We start from the raw sequence: 19120 nt of genomic DNA, 5'->3' as shown, positions 1-19120 counted from the left end.
AATGAACGGTATTATCAACTTAAAAAAAGAAGCGGGAATGACCTCGCATGATGCGGTTTTTAAACTGCGTAAGATTTTGGGAACTAAAAAGATTGGTCATGGTGGGACCTTGGATCCGGATGTGGTGGGTGTTTTACCCATTGCAGTTGGCAAGGCGACACGCATGGTTGAGTTTATGCAGGATGAGGGCAAGGTCTATGAGGGCGAGATTACTCTGGGCTATTCAACGACGACAGAGGATGCCGGTGGGGAAGTGGTCGCAGAGACCCCGGTTTTGTCGTCCTTGGATGAAAAGCTTGTCGATGAAGCGATTGCTAGTCTGACTGGGCCTATCACACAGATTCCGCCTATGTATTCGGCCGTAAAGGTCAATGGTCGCAAGCTCTATGAGTATGCGCGTGCTGGTCAGGAAGTGAAACGTCCAGAACGCCAGGTAACTATTTATCAATTTGAACGGACAAGTCCGATTTCTTATGAGAGCCAACTTGCACGTTTTACCTTTCGTGTAAAATGCAGTAAGGGTACTTATATCCGTACCCTTTCTGTTGATTTGGGAGAGAAGCTTGGCTATGCTGCTCATATGTCTCATTTAACACGAACTAGTGCTGCAGGTATGCGACTTGAGGATGCTTTGACCTTGGAACAAATAGCAGAGCGAGTAGCAGAAGAAGATTATTCTTTTCTCCAGCCGCTAGAACTGGGTATCGGGGATTTACTGAAAGTCGAGCTATCAGACGAGCAGGTTGAAGATGTCAGAAATGGCCGTTTTATCAGCTTGGTGTCAGATGAAGCTGAGCTAGCTGCTTTCCATAATGAGAAATTGATAGCTATTTTAGAAAAACGAGTGAATCAGTATAAGCCTCGCAAGGTCTTTCTCTGATAATTTATGATAGAATATAAGAATGAAAACAATCCATATTTCAAATGAAAAAGATATCCAACAAACTCAGGATACTGTCTTAGTTTTAGGTTATTTTGATGGTTTACATAGGGGTCACCAAGCCCTTTTTGCCGAGGCTCGTCAGATTGCAGCAGAAAAAAAACTGAAGATTGCTGTGCTTACTTTTCCTGAATCTCCCAAGCTAGCTTTTGTACGTTACCAGCCTGATTTATTACTTCATCTCAATAGTCCTGAAGAAAGAGAGCAACTGCTTGAAGCACAAGGAGTTGACTACCTTTATTTGATTGACTTTACCAGCTGTTTTGCAGGAAATAAAGCAAAAGATTTTTTTGAAAAGTTCGTTAAGAGACTGAAAGCTAGAGCAGTTGTAGCTGGTTTTGACTATCATTTTGGATCAGACAAAAAAGAAGCTAAGGAGCTTAGTCAGTTTTTTGACGGGCAAATTGTTATCGTTTCATCGGTAAATGAAGATGATGAGAAAATATCTTCTACTAGGATACGTCAAGCCATTAAAGAAGGTCGTGTTGCTGACGCTACAAAATTACTAGGCTACCCATTATCAACTAGAGGGATCGTCGTTCATGGAAATGCTCGTGGTCGAACCATTGGTTATCCAACAGCTAATTTAGCACCACTTGATCGAGTCTTTTTGCCGGGAGACGGTGTTTATGTCGTCGAAGTTGAACATAATGGTGAACGTTACAAAGGTATGGCTAGCGTTGGAAAGAATGTCACTTTTGAAGGTGATGAACTTCGTTTTGAAGCAAACATTTTTGATTTTTCAAAAGATATTTATGGTGATACGATTAAAATATACTGGCTTGATAAAATTCGGGATATGGTGAAGTTTGATGGAATTGAAAGTTTACTCAATCAGTTAAAATCAGATGAAGCAATTGCACGTGCCTGGAAAGCATAAAAGAAGTATCTGGATATAAAAAGGTCTAGTCAAGCGCTTATATTTTTAGTATAATAGAGGAAGTTATTAAGAAATAAGAAGAGAAGCGCATGATTACATTATTTTTATCACCGAGTTGTACGTCTTGCCGTAAGGCGCGTGCTTGGTTGCTAAACCATGAAGTTCCTTTCGTGGAACATAATATCATGACCAGTCCTCTATCAGCTCAGGAGTTACAACACATCCTATCACTGACAGAAAATGGAACGGACGATATTATCTCAACTCGATCAAAAATTTTTCAAAAGCTAGACTTGGATGTTGAGAGTTTATCTATATCAGAATTAATTAGATTGATTGAGGAAAACCCTTCTTTGTTGCGTCGTCCAATTATTTTGGACGCCAAACGGATGCAGATTGGTTTTAACGAAGATGAAATTCGAGCATTTTTACCTCGCAGTTATCGTCAGCAGGAACTTAGAGAAGCTACTTTACGAGCAGAAATTGAATAAGATATGAATAAGAACTATAGTTACCCACTAGATCTATCGTGGAGCACTGAAGAGCTTGCTTCAGTGCTTTATTTTTTGAATGATGTTGAAAAGGCCTATGAGTCAAAAGTCTCTGCTCAGCAGTTACTGGCCTCTTATGCTGTTTTTAAGGAGGTTGTTCCTAGCAATGCTGAAGAGAAAAGAATCGGTCGTGAGTTTGAAGCAGTTAGTGGCTATTCTCTTTATCGTGCAGTTCAAGCAGCTAAAAATACAGAGAAAGGAATGATTTCTCTTGGAAAATAAATTTGCTTTTGCAAAAGATTTGGTTTATAAAGCTGGTGCCTATATACTGGAACATATGGAAGAAGGCTTGGAAGTAGAAGAAAAGACTTGTGCAACTGACTTAGTAACCCAGATGGATAAAAATGTTCAAGCTTTATTGGTATCTGAAATCTTGAAGCATTACCCGAATGATGCTATTTTCGCTGAAGAAGGTCAACTCAAGGAAGATATAGAAGTTGGCTCAGTCTGGGTGATTGATCCGATTGATGGCACGGCGAATTTCGTAGCGCAGGGATATGACTTTGCAGTGATGGTTGCATACTATGAGAACGGTATCGGTCAATTTGGAATTATCTATGACGTTATGAGAGATGAAATGTATCACGGCGGTGGACAGTTTGATGTCAAATGTAATGATAAAGTCTTGAAACCATTTCGCAATCACTCTTTGAAACGTTTTTTGATCGCTTCAAATGCTGGAATGTTAGAAAGAAATGACTGGGGAGTAGCAGACCTTACGAAGGACTGTCTTGGAGCGCGTGCCTATGGAAGTGCGGCTATTAGCTTCAGTCGTATTCTACAGGGGCGTTTGCTAACCTATATCACCTATCTTTATCCTTGGGACTATGCTGCAGCGTCAATTTTAGGGGAAAAACTAGGCTATCAAGTAATGACTCTTGATGGAGCTAAACCCGATTATAAGACGAGACAAGGGATTATGATGCTTCCTAAAGAAAAAATATCTGAACTACAAGAATATATTTATCGCAGAGGAGAGAATTAAATGCGGTTTCCGACAGGTTTTGAAGAAAAATACCAGCGACTTTTAGGAAAAGAAGCCGCTTCTTTTTTCTCAACTTTTGATCAAGAGCCTATTTCCGCTTTTCGGACCAATCCTTTGAAAGAAGGGCGAGTTACATTTTCTAATCCTATTCCTGGAACCAAGTGGGGGTATTATGGTAAGGTATCAGGAAAATCACCTGAACACGTAACAGGCCTGATTTATTCACAAGAGCCTGCGTCTCAAATGGTTGCTCAAGTTGCTCATCCTCATGAGGGCATGAGGGTTCTAGATCTAGCTGCAGCACCAGGTGGAAAATCCACTCATTTGCTATCCTATCTAAATAATACAGGTCTATTGGTTTCCAATGAAATCAACAGCAAACGCTCTAAGATTTTAGTAGAAAATATCGAACGATTTGGTGCGAGAAATGTCCTTGTCACCAACGAATCAGCGGAGCGCTTGGCAAAAGTATTTCCTTCCTATTTTGACTTAATTGTTTTAGACGCACCATGTTCTGGTGAGGGAATGTTTCGCAAGCAACCTGATGCCATGGACTATTGGTCACTTGACTATCCAGCTCAATGCGCTGCTCTACAAAGAGAAATCTTAGAAGATGCAGTTAAGATGTTGGCGAATTGCGGGGAGCTTGTCTATTCAACTTGTACCTGGGCTCCAGAAGAAAATGAAGAAATTGTGGCTTGGCTACTAGACGAATTCCCTTTGGAATTGGTTGACCTTCCAAAGATTAATGGAATGACTCCTGGGATAGACTATCCAGAAACAGCTCGTATGTATCCCCATCGTTTCAAAGGAGAAGGGCAATTTGTCGCTAAGTTTCGATTTGTTGGCGAACACAAATTACCAAAGTTGAAGCCTGCTCGATCAAATTTAACTGCTGACCAGAGAAGTCTTTGGCAGATTTTCCAAAAAGAGCATTTGAAAGTAGAGCTAAAAGGTGATTTACAAACTTTTGGTGATCAACTTTATCTATTACCACTTGGTCTTCCTGATTTATCCAAAGTAAAAATAGCTCGTAACGGCCTTCATTTAGGTACCTTTAAGAAGAAGCGCTTTGAGCCAAGCTTTGCTTTAGGATTAGCCTTGCAACCTAGTGAAGTTAAGAATAAACTAGAATTAAGTCAACAAGACTTTGAAGTCTATGTAGGAGGAGAAACTCTTCAAATTAAGGAATCTCTTCCTAATGGTTGGTATCAATTGATTATTCATGGAAATGGATTAGGTTTTGCAAAATTAGCTAATCAAACATTAAAAAACTATTTTCCTAAAGGGCTTCGCTTTAGGTAAAAATCTTTTCAAAAATCTATATATATGATATAGTTGGAAATGAGGAGCAAATGCGAAATTGCAGGCTTTTCTGTCCAAACTAAAAGGAGATATAATTTGAGAACGAGTAAGAAAATAGCTTTAGGGCTGATAACCATTTTTAGTAGTTTTACTTTATCAGCCTGTGCTTCTTGGATTGATCGTGGAGAATCCATGACAGCCGTAGGTTCAACTGCATTACAGCCCCTGGTTGAGGCTGCAGCTGATGAATTTAGCTCCAACAATCTCGGAAAGACAGTCAATGTACAGGGCGGTGGTTCTGGTACTGGCTTGTCCCAGGTTCAATCTGGGGCGGTTGAAATCGGAAATTCTGACGTTTTTGCTGAAGAAAAAGAGGGAATTGATGCTTCAGCTCTTGTTGATCATAAGGTTGCTGTCGCTGGACTAGCCGTAATTGTCAACAAAGAAGTTAGCGTTGATAACCTTACGACAGAGCAACTGAAAAAAATCTTTTCTGGCGAATATACTAATTGGAAACAGGTAGGTGGTAAGGACTTAGAAATCTCCATTATCAACCGAGCAGCCAGCTCAGGCTCACGTGCAACCTTTGATAGTGTGATTATGGATGGTACTTCAGCCGTCCAAAGTCAAGAGCAAGATTCAAATGGGATGGTTAAGTCTATTGTTTCCCAAACACCAGGGGCAATTTCTTATCTAGCTTTTGCTTATTTAGATCATTCAGTAAAAACGATTAGTTTGAATGGAAATAAACCGACTACAAAAAATGTAGCTACCAATGCTTGGCCTCTTTGGTCTTATGAGCATATGTATACACTTGGTAAGCCGAAAGGTCTAGCAAAAGAATTCCTGGATTATATGCTGTCTGATGAAGTTCAAGAAGGCGTTGTTAAGGGAATGGGCTATATTTCCATCAATGATATGAAGGTTAGCAAAGATGCTGACGGAAATGTCACAAAGATAGAAGGAGATAAGAAATGAAACGTGAAGAACTAGCTAAGAAATTGCTATCATCTTCTAAGAATTCTCGTTTGGAGAAGTTTGGTAAGTATCTGACTTTTGCTTGTCTGTCTTTGATTGTCATTATCGTTGCCATGATCTTGATCTTCGTTGCTCAAAAAGGTCTTTCTACTTTCTTTGTTAACGGAGTTAATGTTTTTGAGTTCCTCTTTGGCTCAACCTGGAATCCTTCTGGTAAAGAATTTGGTGCTTTGCCAATGATTTTGGGATCTTTCATCGTGACCATCCTGTCCGCTGTGATTGCAACGCCTTTTGCAATTGGAGCGGCAGTGTTTATGACTGAGGTATCTCCAAAAGGAGCTCGTATCCTGCAACCGGCGATTGAACTGTTAGTTGGTATTCCATCTGTTGTGTATGGATTTATTGGTTTGCAAGTAGTTGTACCCTTTGTTCGTTCTATTTTTGGTGGAACTGGTTTTGGTATCTTGTCAGGTATCTTCGTTTTATTCGTTATGATTCTGCCGACCGTTACCTTTATGACAACAGATAGCTTACGTGCTGTACCTCGTCACTATCGTGAAGCAAGTTTGGCCATGGGTGCTACCCGCTGGCAGACCATTTGGCGAGTAACCTTGAAAGCAGCACGTCCAGGTATTTTTACAGCTGTAGTCTTTGGAATGGCGCGTGCATTTGGTGAAGCACTTGCTATTCAAATGGTTGTAGGAAACTCTGCTGTAGTTCCAACTTCTTTAACAACACCAGCAGCAACTCTGACATCTGTCTTGACCATGGGAATCGGAAATACCGTAATGGGTACAGTTGATAATAATGTTCTTTGGTCATTGGCTTTAGTTCTCTTGATTATGAGCTTGGCTTTCAACAGTGTGATTAAATTGATTACGAAAGAAAGGGGTAAGAAAAACTATGCACGCTAAGAAATTAGATAAATTAGCAACAAGTATTCTCTATACCATAGCAGGCATCATTGTGACCATTCTTGCCTCCTTGATTCTTTATATCTTGGTAAGAGGATTGCCACATATCTCATGGTCTTTCTTGACTGGCAAATCATCTTCTTACCAAGCTGGTGGCGGTATCGGGATTCAATTATATAATTCTTTCTTTCTGCTGGTGATTACTCTGATTATCTCTGTTCCTCTTTCTATGGGGGCCGGTGTCTATCTTTCTGAGTATGCTAAAAAAGGTCCTGTGACCAATTTCATCAGAACCTGTATTGAGATTCTGTCTTCTTTGCCATCAGTCGTTGTCGGACTTTTTGGTTATTTAATCTTCGTTGTACAGTTTGAATATGGATTTTCAATCATTTCTGGTGCCCTGGCTTTGACCGTGTTCAACTTACCACAGATGACGCGTAATGTTGAAGATAGCTTGCGCCATGTTCACCATACACAGAGGGAAGCAGGACTAGCTTTAGGGATTTCTCGCTGGGAGACAGTGATTCACGTAGTTATTCCAGAAGCTCTCCCAGGGATTGTGACAGGGATTGTCCTGGCTTCAGGACGTATCTTTGGTGAAGCTGCAGCCTTGATCTATACCGCTGGTCAATCCGCTCCAGCTTTGGATTGGTCCAACTGGAACATCTTTAGTATCACTAGTCCAATCTCTATTTTCCGTCAGGCAGAGACTCTTGCGGTTCATATTTGGAAAGTCAATAGTGAGGGGACCATTCCGGATGCAACAGCTGTATCTGCTGGGTCAGCAGCCGTTCTTTTGATTTTCATATTGATTTTCAACTTTGGTGCTCGCAAGCTCGGTAGCTATTTACATAAGAAACTAACCTCTGCATAAAGGAGAAGAAATGACAGAATATAATTGGAATGAAAAACATATCATTACTTTTCCTCAAGAAAAAGTGGCCTTAGAGACCAAGGATTTACACGTTTACTATGGTAAAAAAGAATCCATCAAGGGCATTGATATGCAGTTTGAAAAAAATAAGATTACCGCTTTAATCGGTCCATCAGGTTCCGGGAAATCAACCTATCTACGAAGCCTTAATCGAATGAATGATACCATCGATATCGCAAGCGTAACAGGAGAAATTCTCTATGAGGGGATTGATGTCAACCGTCCTGAAATTAATGTTTATGAAATGCGGAAACACATTGGCATGGTCTTTCAAAGACCCAATCCTTTTGCTAAGTCCATTTATCGTAACATCACCTTTGCTCACGAGCGGGCAGGGGTTAAGGACAAGAAAGTCTTAGACGAAATTGTAGAAACTTCACTCAAGCAGGCTGCCCTTTGGGATCAGGTCAAGGACGATTTACACAAGTCGGCTCTGACACTCTCAGGTGGTCAACAACAGCGCTTGTGTATTGCTCGAGCTATCTCTGTCAAGCCTGATATCTTACTGATGGATGAGCCTGCTTCAGCCTTGGATCCTATCGCGACCATGCAGCTGGAAGAAACTATGTTTGAACTCAAAAATAACTATACCATCATCATTGTGACCCACAATATGCAACAGGCAGCACGCGCAAGTGACTATACAGGATTTTTCTATTTGGGAGATCTGATTGAATACGACAAGACGACAAATATCTTCCAGAATGCTAAATTGCAATCAACAAATGATTATGTGTCTGGTCATTTCGGATAAGTGAATTCCATGTTGATAATAACAATGTATAAAAGTTAAGGATAGAAAAAATGACAGAACCTATTTTACAAGTCAAGGACTTGTCGGTTTATTACAATAAAAAGAAGGCTCTGAATAGTGTTACTCTAGATTTTTTGCCAAATGAAATTACAGCTTTGATTGGACCATCCGGTTCTGGGAAATCAACCCTCTTAAAAGCTATTAATCGTATGGGTGATCTTAATCCGGAGGTGACGACTACAGGAACGGTTCTCTATAATGAGCACAACATTTATGGTCCCAGAACTGATACTGTTGAGCTACGAAAAGAAATTGGAATGGTCTTTCAACAACCCAACCCTTTCCCAATGACTATCTATGAGAATGTGGTCTATGGATTGAGAATAAATGGAGTTAAAGATAAGCATATCTTGGATGAAGCTGTTGAGAATTCTTTAAAAGGCGCTTCTATCTGGGATGAAGTGAAGGACCGTCTCCATGATTCGGCTATCGGTCTCTCTGGTGGGCAGCAGCAGCGTGTCTGCGTAGCTCGTGTACTTGCTACAAGCCCTAAAATTATTCTTCTGGATGAGCCAACTTCGGCCTTAGACCCTATTTCAGCAGGGAAAATTGAAGAAACCCTCTACGGTTTGAAAGATCAGTATACCATGCTCTTGGTTACAAGATCTATGCAACAGGCTTCACGGATTTCAGATAAAACAGCCTTTTTCCTAGGTGGAGATTTGATAGAGTTTAATTCGACCAAGCAAATGTTCCTAGAACCTGCTCATAAAGAGACAGAAGATTATATTACTGGTAAATTTGGATAAGAAGAAAGGATAAAGACAGGTATGCTTCGTGTACAATTTGAAGATGATTTAGAGAAATTGCATAATCAATTTTATGCGATGGGAAATGAAGTACTTTCGCAAATCAATCGGACGGTCCGTGCTTTTGTAACACATGATCGAGATATGGCTAAGGAAGTTATCGAGGAAGACGCTGAAGTCAATGAGTACGAAGTGAAATTGGAAAAGAAATCCTTAGAGATCATCGCTTTGCAGCAACCAGTTTCACAGGACTTACGGACAGTTATTACTGTACTAAAAGCAAGCTCAGACTTGGAAAGAATGGGTGATCATGCTGTATCTATTGCGCAGGCAACCATTCGCATGAAAGGTGAAATTCGCATTCAGTCTGTCGAGGAAGAAATCAAGAAGATGGGTCGTGATGTGAAAAACTTTGTTGAATCAGCCTTGGATCTTTACCTTAATGGAAGTGTAGATCAAGCTTATGAAGTGGCTGCTTTAGATGAAAAGATTAATCATTATTTCGAAAATATTCAGGAGTTAGCTACAGAAGAAATTCGCAAGAATCCTGAATCCATCGTAACTGGTCGTGATTATTTCCAAGTAATCAATTATTTGGAACGTATTGGCGACTACGCAAAGAACATTTGCGAATGGGTTGTCTACTTTGAAACAGGTAAAATTGTTGAAATGTAATGTTATAAAAGATGCGATTCATGTCGCATCTTTTTTTATATATGAAGCTATGTAAGAGGTCTGTTTTTCATTGGATCTTAAGCTTGACTATGATACACTAGTAGAATATACACGAAAGGCAATATTTTCATAGCAAATAATTTAGGAGACAAGAATGAAGAAAAAAATTTTAGCCATTATCAGTATCTTGCTTATTTCGCTTTCAGCTGGCTTTGTTTATATGACTCAATTTCACAGTTCAACAGGTTTAGATCAGAAGGAAGAAAAAATCATCAAACATGGTTTTCGTTTGTTGGAAGAACAGATTGGAACATATATCAAAGAAAACTACTCAGGAATCTCTAAAATAGAATTCTCGCCTATTTTCATCCAAGGTGGTAAGGACAACCCTCCATTCACAGCGGACGTTCTGCCAGTAATTTATGATGAAGAAGGAAATAGAGCTGTTTTAGGAGGACAGTTTGGGAAAACCGGATATCCGGCTTATGGATTAAGTAGTGATCTTAGGCTAGATTTTGACAATAATGATAATGAAATTATTGAATTAGGAAATTCTGCAAAAGGATTAGGGGTTGAAATAGATGTAAGTAACGCTAAAACCTTACCATATGAAGCTAAGATAAAAACAGCTATTAAACCGATTGATAAAAATATTGCAGCTCTGATTGATACTAAAAAATTAAAAAATGTAAGAAAAAACAAAGAAGGAAGTCCTAAAGCTGAGTTAATCTATAATTTAGAAATCAAAAGAGGAGAATATTGGAAATATCATTAGACTTTAAAAAATGATGCTGCCATTCTTAATGATACTAACCAGAGGAAAATAGCTATGAAGAAAAAAATTTTAACGATACTTGCTTTTATTTTAGTCTTGGTATCAGGAGGCATCTTTGTATACAACAAGATGACAAAACCTAACTTTGGGCCTAAAACAACCAAGCTCTATCAGCATGGATTTCAACTTCTTGAAGAACAAATTGGAACCTATATCAAAGAACACTATAAAAGTATTGAGAAGATTGAATTTTCTCCAATTTATGTTACGGGAGATGACGGATCTTCTATGCTGAATGCTTATGTACGTCCGATTATTTATGATAAATATGGGAATAAAGCAACTCTAGGTACACAAATAAAAAATTATGCTCCAAATAGTTTTGGTATTGTTACTGACTTAATCGTTGATTTTGACGGGAGTGGTGACGAAGTTATTGAGTTAATGGATTCGGAAGACAGACAAGTAGATGTTTCAAAAGCAAAACATTTGCCAGACGAAGCAAAGCTCACGAAGGCTAGAAGTACAGATGAAAATATTTCTTTGTTGGTTCAAGACGGTCAGTTAAAAGATGTTGTGAAGGATGAAAAAGGAAGCCCAGAAGCTGAAATAGTATATAATGTAGAGTTACGGAAAGGTGACACAGAATGAAGAAAAAAATTTTAACGATACTTGCTTTTATTTTAGTCTTGATATCAGGAGGCATCTTTGTATACAACAAGATGACAAAACCTAACTTTGGGCCTAAAACAACCAAGCTCTATCAGCATGGATTTCAACTTCTTGAAGAACAAATTGGAACCTATATCAAAGAACACTATAAAGGTATTGAGAAGATTGAATTTTCTCCAATATATGTTACAGGGGATGATGGTTCTTCCATGTTGAATGCGGAAATTGTTCCAATTATTTACGATTCTCACGGAAATAAAGCAAAATTTGGAGGATCATATAAAAATTTTCAACATCCCGCTTATGGTATTATAGGGTCATTGCGTTTAGATTTTGACTATTCTTCGGAAGAATCTATTGAATTAAAAACAGACTCAGGAGAATTTGTAAGTGTTTCTTTTGGAAAACCTCTTCCCCGTCAAGCCCTTCGGACATTTATAGATTCAATTGATGAAATTTTTCAAACTTTGATTGAAGAAGAAAAAATAAAAAATGTTAAAAAATCTGGTGTAGGAAGTCCAAACGCAGCAATTATTTACAATACAGAATTAAAGAAAGGAAGTCGATTAGATGACCTTGAGTGATAAAGAAGTTCAAAACTTACAAAGTTTGACGAAAAGTCATGTAAGATTACCCGAGGGAAAAGTATTCAAACTTAATGATTTAGAAAATGCTGTAAAATTATTCTTCGCATAATTATGACACGATATATGTAACCAATTTATTGTTTTTTGTGTTTATTAATAAAATGGAGGAGACTGATGAAGAAAAAAATTTTTGCCGTTAGCGCAATTCTTATAGTTTTAATTTCAGGAGGAGTATATTGTATGACAAAATGGATTGAACACCAAGATTCACCATATAATGTTAGTGATGTTTTAGACGACAAAGGAGTGAAACTTTACAAACGAGGATTTCATTTGTTGGAAGAACAACTTGCAACTTACATCAAAGAACACTATTCAGGAGTTAGTAAAATTGAGTTTTCGCCAATTTTTGTTCAAGGTGGGGATGGACAGACTATGTTCGATGCTAATATCGTTCCCGTAATTTATGACAATCATGGGAATAAGGCTTATTTAGGGCGGAAGGTTGGTAAGCATGGATATGCAAGCTACGGTCTTTTGGGAGATCTACGGTTAGATTTTAATGGATTTGATGAGGAAGTGATTGAAATTGATGTAGATGGTAAATTTCTTGACATAACGAATTACAAAAGCTTGCCTCCAAAAGCTAAATTGACAATCAACCCCTCAATGGATGAAAATATTGTAGCGCTTGTCAATGCTGGTCACCTAAGAGATGTGGTAAAAAGTGAAAAAGGCAGTCTAAAAGCAGAAGTTGCCTATAATACAGAAATTAGGAAAGGAGACCACTTTGAATGGCGTTGACAGATGAAAAAATGCAAGAGCTACAAGTAAATGTCCTTGATATAATAAAAGAAAGCGATGCTGGAAAAGACTATACAATCCCCAGAACTAATCATAAGTATAGGTTAATCAACGAAGTCAACGAAACAACCCAAGCCATTGCTGTTGCGCCTCTTGATATGGAAGGTAATCCAGATTACAGTCAAACTACTATTGTTGTTGCCGGAACTCAAGCTCTCAATGGAGACATTAATAATCATGTTATAGAGTCTGGATTTTATGCAGCAACAGCAAGAGTTCAATTAACAGAACAGACAAAAGCAATACTGAAATCAAAATGGAAAGTTAATAAAATGGTATTTATGTTATAATACAGGTATATAGTTGCTGTTACACAGTTTTCACGAAATATAAAAGGAGGAGACTGATGAAGAAAAAAATTTTTGCAATCAGTGCAGTTCTTATAGTTTTAATTTTTGGAGGAATCTATATGTACAATAAACTAACAAAACCAAACTTTAGTCCCAAAACAACCAAGCTTTATCAGCATGGATTTCAACTTCTTGAAGAGCAAATTGGAACTTATATCAAAGAGAAATATTCAGGTATTGAAAAAATTGAATTTTCTCCAATTTATGTGACTGGAGATGATGATTCTTCTATGTTGAATGCTTATGTACGTCCGACAATTTATGATAAATATGGGAATAAAGCTACTTTGGGTACGCAAATAAAAAAATATGTCCCAAATAGTTTTGGGATTGAAGCAGATCTTGTCCTTGATTTTGACTGGAGTGGTAATGAAGTAATTGAGTTGCTAGATTCAGATGATAATAGTATTGATGTCTCAAATGCTAAAGAACTCCCTGAAGAAGCTAAATTAACAGATGCAAAAAGTATAGATATAAATATTCAAATGTTAGTAGAAGATGGTCAGTTAAAAGATGTTGTTAAGGATGAAAAAGGAAGCCCAGAAGCTGAAATCATTTATAATGTTAAGCTAAGCAAAGGAGAAGAATGATATGACATTATCTGATCAGGAAATCCGAAGATTACAGTTAGGTCTTAAGGGAAACGTAAAAAAGAATGAAGGAGAAATTATAAATGTTGGAACGAAAGCTTCTCCAGAATTTTACCAAATTGTTTATCGACAAGATAGTACAACTCAAGCAATGGCAGTTGTACCTGTCGATAATGAAAAAGGGGAGAATCCTAATTATCAAGAAACAGCTATTGTAGTCGCAGGTACTCAAGTTCCAGGTGAAAATTTTAAAGATTTTGGGAATCAACCATATTTTTGGAAAAAGAATCGGAATATTGTTGATTCATCTGAAAGAGCATTCTTTGCTAGTGGAGGATTTGGCATATTTCCAGGAATGCTGACTCCTCAATCAGATGATATTGATATGTTTTATCAAATTACTGAAGAAAAGATAAAATCTCATAATGGTATCATTTCTAATATGTCTGGGCACAGTCAAGCAGGACCCGGTGTAGCTTATACAGCTTCAAAGTACGGTCTCAAACAAAACCGTCCAATCAAAGTGACAAATTTTATGGATTTTGCTGCTAAGAAAGCTGTTGACACAGGTGGTATTTCAAAAGAACAAGTAGCCTATCTCAACAAAAACGCCACTATCTATAGAGATAGTCGAGGCGATGTCGTTTTCTTAGATGGAAATAATGGTGATGTTCCCTATGGAAAAACAATGAGATTTGAAGTGGTTGAAGGAGAAGACGGACATTCACCAAGAACTCCTAAAATGAAGGGTAATAAACTAGATGTTGAATGGTATTATAAAAGAAATCGATTCGCCACTGGCATGACCGAAAAGCAAGTCAGAAAGGTTATTAAAGCAAAATTAAAAGCTATCAAAAGTGGTAAAAGCAAAGAATTTCTAACTAGTTTAAACCTTAATTTTTACTTGATGCTTTACAAAAAAGTGTATGGTGACTTTGCGCCTGAGCCTTCTAAGCAGGATTTAATTGCCATAAATAGAGGATACATTGATGAATTGCATGCTTCATTAAGAACCAGCTCTGGCGACAAAACAATTAGTTTAAGAGAGGAACTCGTTCGCACAAGTGCGAAAACCGCTCAGCTTCAGGCGGAGGTCTATGAGCAAGAGGTTAAAGATAAGTTAGCAAGTGCAAAATCAAAAGTTGAAGCACACATCTCAGAACTGACTAATGCAGCCTATACTCTAGCCCATAATCTTTCAGCTGATGAGGTAGAGGGGTTGTTATCTGAGTTGAGCATGTCAACTGCTTGGAATGACGGAACAGAAGCGTCTACCCTTGCCTCAGCAAGTGCATATACGACTAAAATGACAGAAATTGCTGGTAATTTAAACAAGGCTGCTGATAATATCGTTGCGATTGATCAAAAAGGTGCCCAGATTTTTACAAATAAATAGGAGGAAACGCATGATTGAACCAAATACAGAAGATCGAGCTGAAGCAGAACGTATAAAAAAAGAATATTTAAAGATTCAGGAACGTATTGCCATTCGTGGCTTGATTTCAGCTAAAAGAGCTGTCCTTCTTGAAGAAAGTCAAGCTTTGCAAACTTGGTTAGATAGTTAAGCTGAGGCCATGAAAACTTTTGCATCCACTCAAGTACCAGCTGACTTATCCGGGGCCTTCACAGGTGGAGCAGCAGATTCAATCAAGGAGGTACTAGGTGCTGTTCCTAAGCCTAGTTTGACCAGCCCTATCTTATAGGAGGCTCTATGGATATTCAGAAAAAAATTGATCGTCTTGATGACGAGCACATAGCTTTTCGAAAGAAAGTTAGTGAGTATGAATGGGATTACCAAGATATGAGAAGAGAGGCTAGAAATGTCTCTGAAAGAATGAGTGAATCTATTCTGTCTTTCTGTCGTAACAATCCCGACTCTATCCCGACTTATGAATTGCATCAGCTAGAGGATAATAGGGATGAATTTGAAAGACAAATTCGACGATTTGAGGATCGTCTGCAAGAGACCTACCAGGAAGAAAACCGCATCTACAACCAAAGCATGGCAGAACTCGAAAAAGAAAAAAGAAAAACCTAATGTTTTGATTTTTTTGTGAATTACAAAGACAGGTCATCCTTGTCTTTTTCTTTGCTTTAAAATGTGGTAAAATGGTTTCAAAAAGTATTTAATGAACAGGATTTCCTGTATCTTAGATGAGGAGAAAAACATGCAAGCAGTTGCACACTTTATTGACGCTTTTGTTCCTGAACACTACGATCTATTTCTAGATCTCAATCGTACAGATAAGACCTTTTCAGGCAAGGTGACCATTATTGGGGAAGCTAAGTCAAGTAAGATTTCCCTGCACCAAAAGGACCTAGTAATTGAAACCGTCGAAGTAGCTGGTCAAACACGTCCTTTTACAGTTGACAATGCGAACGAAGCTCTTTACATCGAGTTAGATGCCACAGGTCAAGTTGAAGTAACAGTGACTTATTCTGGTAAGATCACGGATAATATGACTGGTATTTACCCATCTTACTACACAGTGGATGGTGTAAAAAAAGAAATCATTTCTACTCAATTTGAGAGTCACTTTGCTCGTGAAGCTTTTCCGAGCGTGGATGAGCCAGAAGCTAAGGCAACCTTTGACTTGGCTTTGAAGTTTGACCAGTCAGAAGGCGAGCTAGCTCTATCTAATATGCCAGAAATTGACATTGAAAATCGTAAAGCAACTGGTATTTGGAAGTTTGAAAGAACTCCACGTATGTCATCTTATCTACTAGCTTTCGCTGCAGGTGATATGCAAGGAGTAACTTCTAAGACTAAAAATGGAACTTTAGTCGGTGTCTATGCAACAAAGGCACATCCAGCTAGTAATTTAGAGTTTGCTTTGGACATTGCTGTTCGTTCCATTGAGTTTTATGAGGATTATTATGGCGTTAAATATCCTATCCCACAGTCTCTTCATGTAGCTTTGCCTGACTTCTCATCTGGTGCTATGGAAAACTGGGGTCTGGTTACTTATCGCGAGATTTACCTCTTGGTTGATGAAAACTCTACGGTCTCCAGTCGCCAAGATGTAGCTCTTGTTGTTGCTCATGAGTTGGCCCACCAATGGTTCGGAAACCTTGTCACTATGAAGTGGTGGGATGACCTTTGGCTTAATGAAAGCTTTGCTAATATGATGGAATATGTCTGCGTCAATGCTATTGAGCCGACTTGGAATATCTTTGAGAATTTCCAAACAACCGGAGTTCCACTTGCTTTAAAACGAGATGCAACAGACGGGGTTCAGTCTGTCCATGTAGAGGTGAATCATCCAGACGAAATTAACACCTTATTTGACCCAGCAATCGTATACGCCAAAGGAAGCCGTCTCATGCATATGCTTCGCCGCTGGTTGGGTGATGAGGCCTTTGCCAAAGGTTTGAACGCCTACTTTGCTAAACACCAGTATGGAAATACAATCGGACGTGATCTCTGGAACGCTCTTGGAGATGCTTCTGGTCGCGATGTAGCAGCCTTTATGGACTCTTGGTTGGAGCAACCTGGCTATCCTGTTTTATCTGTTCGTGTAGAAAATGACACCTTGAAGTTGACTCAGAAGCAATTCTTTATTGGTGAACATGAAGACAAGAAGCGGACTTGGGTTCTGCCGTTAAATAGCAATTGGAATGGTTTGCCTGATACACTGGAAACTGAAACACTTGAAATTCCAAACTATTCTGCTTTGGCAGCTCAGAACCAAGGAGCTTTGCGCTTCAATACAGAAAACACAGCCCACTATATCACAGATTATCAAGGTGTCTTGTTAGACCAGATTCTAGGTACGATTACTGAGTTAGACAGCACCAGCAAGCTCCAAGTGGTGCAGGAACGCCGTCTCTTAGCAGAAGCAGGACACATTTCATTTGCTGATTTGATCCCGGTTATTGAAACATTGACGGAAGAAACATCCTATTTGGTAGTATCAGGAATCAAAGCGGTACTCAATGAACTTAAACTATTTGTAGACGAAGGTAGCGAGAGTGAACAACACTATCATAATTTGATTAGAAAACTTAGTCTCTATAACTTCGATCGCCTAGGTTTTGAAGCCAAAGACGGAGAAAGCGATGAGGACGAATTAGTCCGTCAAATCGTTATTGGAAACTTGATTGCTGCCAATGATGAAAAAGCGATTCAAGAAGCTGACCGCATCTTTAAAGCTCATCAAGATGATCTGGAAAAACTTCCTGCAGCTATCCGCTTGCATATCCTGATTAACCAAATCAAACATCATGAGAACAAGGAGCTGACGGAGCAATATCTGAAGAATTATGTATCGACGGTTGATGGAAGTTTCAAGAGACAATTGGCTTCAGCTTTGGCCTACACTAATGATAAAGAAACGCTTGATCAAATTTTAGAAGCATTAAAGAATAAAGACATTGTCAAGCCCCAAGATTTAGCTATGAGCTGGTATCTGCCTTTACTCAATCACGATTTTACTCAAGCTACTGTTTGGGCTTGGGCTCGTGATAATTGGGACTGGATCAAGGCAGCCTTGGGAGGTGATATGAGCTTTGATAAGTTCGTCATCTATCCGGCTAATGCCTTCAAGACAGCAGAAACACTCGCTGAATACAAAGCTTTCTTCGAGCCTCAGTTGTCAGATATGGCTATCAGTCGTAATATCAGCATGGGTATCAAAGAAATTGCAGCTCGTGTTGACTTAATTACACGAGAAAAAGAAGCAGTAGAAAAGGCTTTGAAAGCAAGTAAGTAATAGATAAAAAACAGCGGATCTTGCAATCTGCTGTTTTTTTGGAAGTCAGTATAAAGTGTCCATCCTAAAAATCATGTTATAATAGCAATGTCAAAGAAATTTTACCTAGAATTGTATAGGATGTTAAAGAATTTCGTCTAGCCAATTCGTGAAGAAAAGAATAATATAAAGAGGAAATGCAGATGTTAGGAAAACAATTAAAATTACTTAGAGAACAAAAGGGCTATAGTCAGAATCAAATTTCAGAATATCTGGGAACAACTCGTCAAACTATCTCAAATTGGGAAAATGATAAAACAATTATAGATAGTCATAGTTTGATTCGCTTAGCTGATTTTTATCAGATCTCTTTAGATGAGTTATGTGGACGAACAAAGATTCCTGTTTACAAGAATTCAAAGATCAAGTCTATGATTTTAGATAATGCTTGCACACTTTGGACTTGCTTCGCTTCCACTCATCGCTAAATCAATTGTTTACCTACTAGCTTTTCAATTCTATTGATTCTAGGAGGACAATGATGTCTTATGTTTATTTAACTCTTGCTATTGTATCTGAAATAGCAGCCACAAGTCTGTTAAAACTGTCGCAAGGTTTTTCGAAAATGCTTTTTGGGATTCTTGCTTTAGTTTTGTATGGCTTGTGTTTTTTCTTTTTATCCTTGTCTTTGAAAGGCATGCAACTAAATCTAGTGTATGCTATTTGGTCGGGTGTTGGTTTGGTTGGAACAACAGTACTATCTATTTTGCTTTTTCATGAAAAAGTAACGTTCGCAAGCCTCTTGGGAATTGCTTTGGTTATTGTGGGACTCGTAATATTAAACTTATCCCAAAAGGTTCACTAAT

Annotated in this window: 23 protein-coding genes and 1 pseudogene; all 24 read left to right on the top strand. The window is 38.5% G+C overall.

The annotated features are described in order from the left end of the window. Nucleotide 1: 1 nt before the first annotated feature. A complete protein-coding gene (gene truB / locus HMPREF0847_RS03190; RefSeq protein ID WP_008808756.1) occupies nt 2-880 on the top strand; it encodes a tRNA pseudouridine(55) synthase TruB in 879 nt (292 codons plus the stop codon). A gap of 22 nt (nt 881-902) precedes the next feature. Continuing rightward, nucleotides 903-1820 (top strand): bifunctional riboflavin kinase/FAD synthetase, encoded by a 918-nt coding sequence (locus tag HMPREF0847_RS03185; RefSeq protein WP_008808755.1) that lies wholly within the window; start codon nt 903-905, stop codon nt 1818-1820. 89 nt (nt 1821-1909) lie between these two features. Then, complete coding sequence (locus tag HMPREF0847_RS03180) at nt 1910-2311, top strand: Spx/MgsR family RNA polymerase-binding regulatory protein (protein ID WP_008808754.1); 402 nt, start codon at nt 1910-1912, stop codon at nt 2309-2311. A 3-nt stretch (nt 2312-2314) separates the two neighbouring features. Next, the gene (locus HMPREF0847_RS03175) at nt 2315-2593 is read left to right on the top strand and encodes a UPF0223 family protein (protein ID WP_008808753.1); all 279 of its coding nucleotides are present in this window, start codon (nt 2315-2317) and stop codon (nt 2591-2593) included. Then, nucleotides 2583-3356 carry an inositol monophosphatase family protein gene (locus HMPREF0847_RS03170; RefSeq protein WP_008808752.1) on the top strand — a complete coding sequence of 258 codons (774 nt, stop codon included), beginning with the start codon at nt 2583-2585 and terminating at the stop codon, nt 3354-3356. Before HMPREF0847_RS03175 ends, HMPREF0847_RS03170 begins: the two co-directional genes overlap by 11 nt. Then, complete coding sequence (locus HMPREF0847_RS03165; RefSeq protein ID WP_008808751.1) at nt 3357-4661, top strand: RsmF rRNA methyltransferase first C-terminal domain-containing protein; 1305 nt, start codon at nt 3357-3359, stop codon at nt 4659-4661. It abuts the gene before it with no gap. 96 nt (nt 4662-4757) lie between these two features. Next, on the top strand, nt 4758-5639 hold the full coding sequence (locus HMPREF0847_RS03160) for a phosphate ABC transporter substrate-binding protein PstS family protein (protein ID WP_008808750.1): 882 nt from the start codon (nt 4758-4760) through the stop codon (nt 5637-5639). Further along, nucleotides 5636-6553: a phosphate ABC transporter permease subunit PstC gene (gene pstC / locus HMPREF0847_RS03155; protein WP_008808749.1), complete on the top strand. Its 918-nt coding sequence runs from the start codon at nt 5636-5638 to the stop codon at nt 6551-6553. Before HMPREF0847_RS03160 ends, pstC begins: the two co-directional genes overlap by 4 nt. Then, nucleotides 6543-7427, top strand: coding sequence for a phosphate ABC transporter permease PstA (gene pstA, locus HMPREF0847_RS03150; protein ID WP_008808748.1), 885 nt, complete (start codon nt 6543-6545; stop codon nt 7425-7427). Before pstC ends, pstA begins: the two co-directional genes overlap by 11 nt. A gap of 10 nt (nt 7428-7437) precedes the next feature. Further along, nucleotides 7438-8241 (top strand): phosphate ABC transporter ATP-binding protein PstB, encoded by an 804-nt coding sequence (pstB, locus tag HMPREF0847_RS03145; protein ID WP_008808747.1) that lies wholly within the window; start codon nt 7438-7440, stop codon nt 8239-8241. Nucleotides 8242-8291: 50 nt separating this feature from the next. Next, a complete protein-coding gene (gene pstB / locus HMPREF0847_RS03140; protein WP_008808746.1) occupies nt 8292-9050 on the top strand; it encodes a phosphate ABC transporter ATP-binding protein PstB in 759 nt (252 codons plus the stop codon). Between the two features lie 21 nt (nt 9051-9071). Continuing rightward, the gene (gene phoU / locus HMPREF0847_RS03135; protein WP_008808745.1) at nt 9072-9725 is read left to right on the top strand and encodes a phosphate signaling complex protein PhoU; all 654 of its coding nucleotides are present in this window, start codon (nt 9072-9074) and stop codon (nt 9723-9725) included. Between the two features lie 154 nt (nt 9726-9879). Beyond that, nucleotides 9880-10500 carry a hypothetical protein gene (locus HMPREF0847_RS03130; protein ID WP_008808744.1) on the top strand — a complete coding sequence of 207 codons (621 nt, stop codon included), beginning with the start codon at nt 9880-9882 and terminating at the stop codon, nt 10498-10500. A 54-nt stretch (nt 10501-10554) separates the two neighbouring features. Continuing rightward, nucleotides 10555-11151, top strand: coding sequence for a hypothetical protein (locus tag HMPREF0847_RS03125; RefSeq protein ID WP_008808743.1), 597 nt, complete (start codon nt 10555-10557; stop codon nt 11149-11151). Further along, complete coding sequence (locus HMPREF0847_RS03120) at nt 11148-11756, top strand: hypothetical protein (RefSeq protein ID WP_008808742.1); 609 nt, start codon at nt 11148-11150, stop codon at nt 11754-11756. Before HMPREF0847_RS03125 ends, HMPREF0847_RS03120 begins: the two co-directional genes overlap by 4 nt. Before the next feature lie 177 nt (nt 11757-11933). After that, nucleotides 11934-12563, top strand: a complete 630-nt coding sequence (locus tag HMPREF0847_RS03115; protein WP_020992643.1) for a hypothetical protein — start codon at nt 11934-11936, stop codon at nt 12561-12563. After that, nucleotides 12554-12913: a hypothetical protein gene (locus HMPREF0847_RS03110; RefSeq protein ID WP_008808740.1), complete on the top strand. Its 360-nt coding sequence runs from the start codon at nt 12554-12556 to the stop codon at nt 12911-12913. The genes HMPREF0847_RS03115 and HMPREF0847_RS03110 overlap by 10 nt, the downstream gene beginning before the upstream one ends. 56 nt (nt 12914-12969) lie before the next feature. Then, on the top strand, nt 12970-13563 hold the full coding sequence (locus HMPREF0847_RS03105) for a hypothetical protein (protein ID WP_020992642.1): 594 nt from the start codon (nt 12970-12972) through the stop codon (nt 13561-13563). A gap of 1 nt (nt 13564) precedes the next feature. Further along, a complete protein-coding gene (locus tag HMPREF0847_RS03100; RefSeq protein WP_008808738.1) occupies nt 13565-14959 on the top strand; it encodes a hypothetical protein in 1395 nt (464 codons plus the stop codon). Nucleotides 14960-14969: 10 nt separating this feature from the next. Next, nucleotides 14970-15266, top strand: a pseudogene (locus tag HMPREF0847_RS03095) (hypothetical protein). 8 nt (nt 15267-15274) lie between these two features. Beyond that, a complete protein-coding gene (locus tag HMPREF0847_RS03090; RefSeq protein ID WP_008808736.1) occupies nt 15275-15601 on the top strand; it encodes a hypothetical protein in 327 nt (108 codons plus the stop codon). Between the two features lie 130 nt (nt 15602-15731). After that, complete coding sequence (locus tag HMPREF0847_RS03085) at nt 15732-18275, top strand: M1 family metallopeptidase (RefSeq protein WP_008808735.1); 2544 nt, start codon at nt 15732-15734, stop codon at nt 18273-18275. Between the two features lie 182 nt (nt 18276-18457). Next, complete coding sequence (locus HMPREF0847_RS03080; RefSeq protein WP_020992641.1) at nt 18458-18742, top strand: helix-turn-helix domain-containing protein; 285 nt, start codon at nt 18458-18460, stop codon at nt 18740-18742. A 50-nt stretch (nt 18743-18792) separates the two neighbouring features. Then, nucleotides 18793-19119, top strand: a complete 327-nt coding sequence (locus tag HMPREF0847_RS03075; RefSeq protein ID WP_008808733.1) for a DMT family transporter — start codon at nt 18793-18795, stop codon at nt 19117-19119. Nucleotide 19120 lies beyond the last annotated feature (1 nt).

It is taken from the genome of Streptococcus sp. 2_1_36FAA, assembly GCF_000161955.2.
Taxonomy (GTDB): domain Bacteria; phylum Bacillota; class Bacilli; order Lactobacillales; family Streptococcaceae; genus Streptococcus; species Streptococcus gordonii.
Note: the sequence above shows the minus strand (reverse complement) of the source record. Positions and strands in the feature narration are given on the sequence as shown.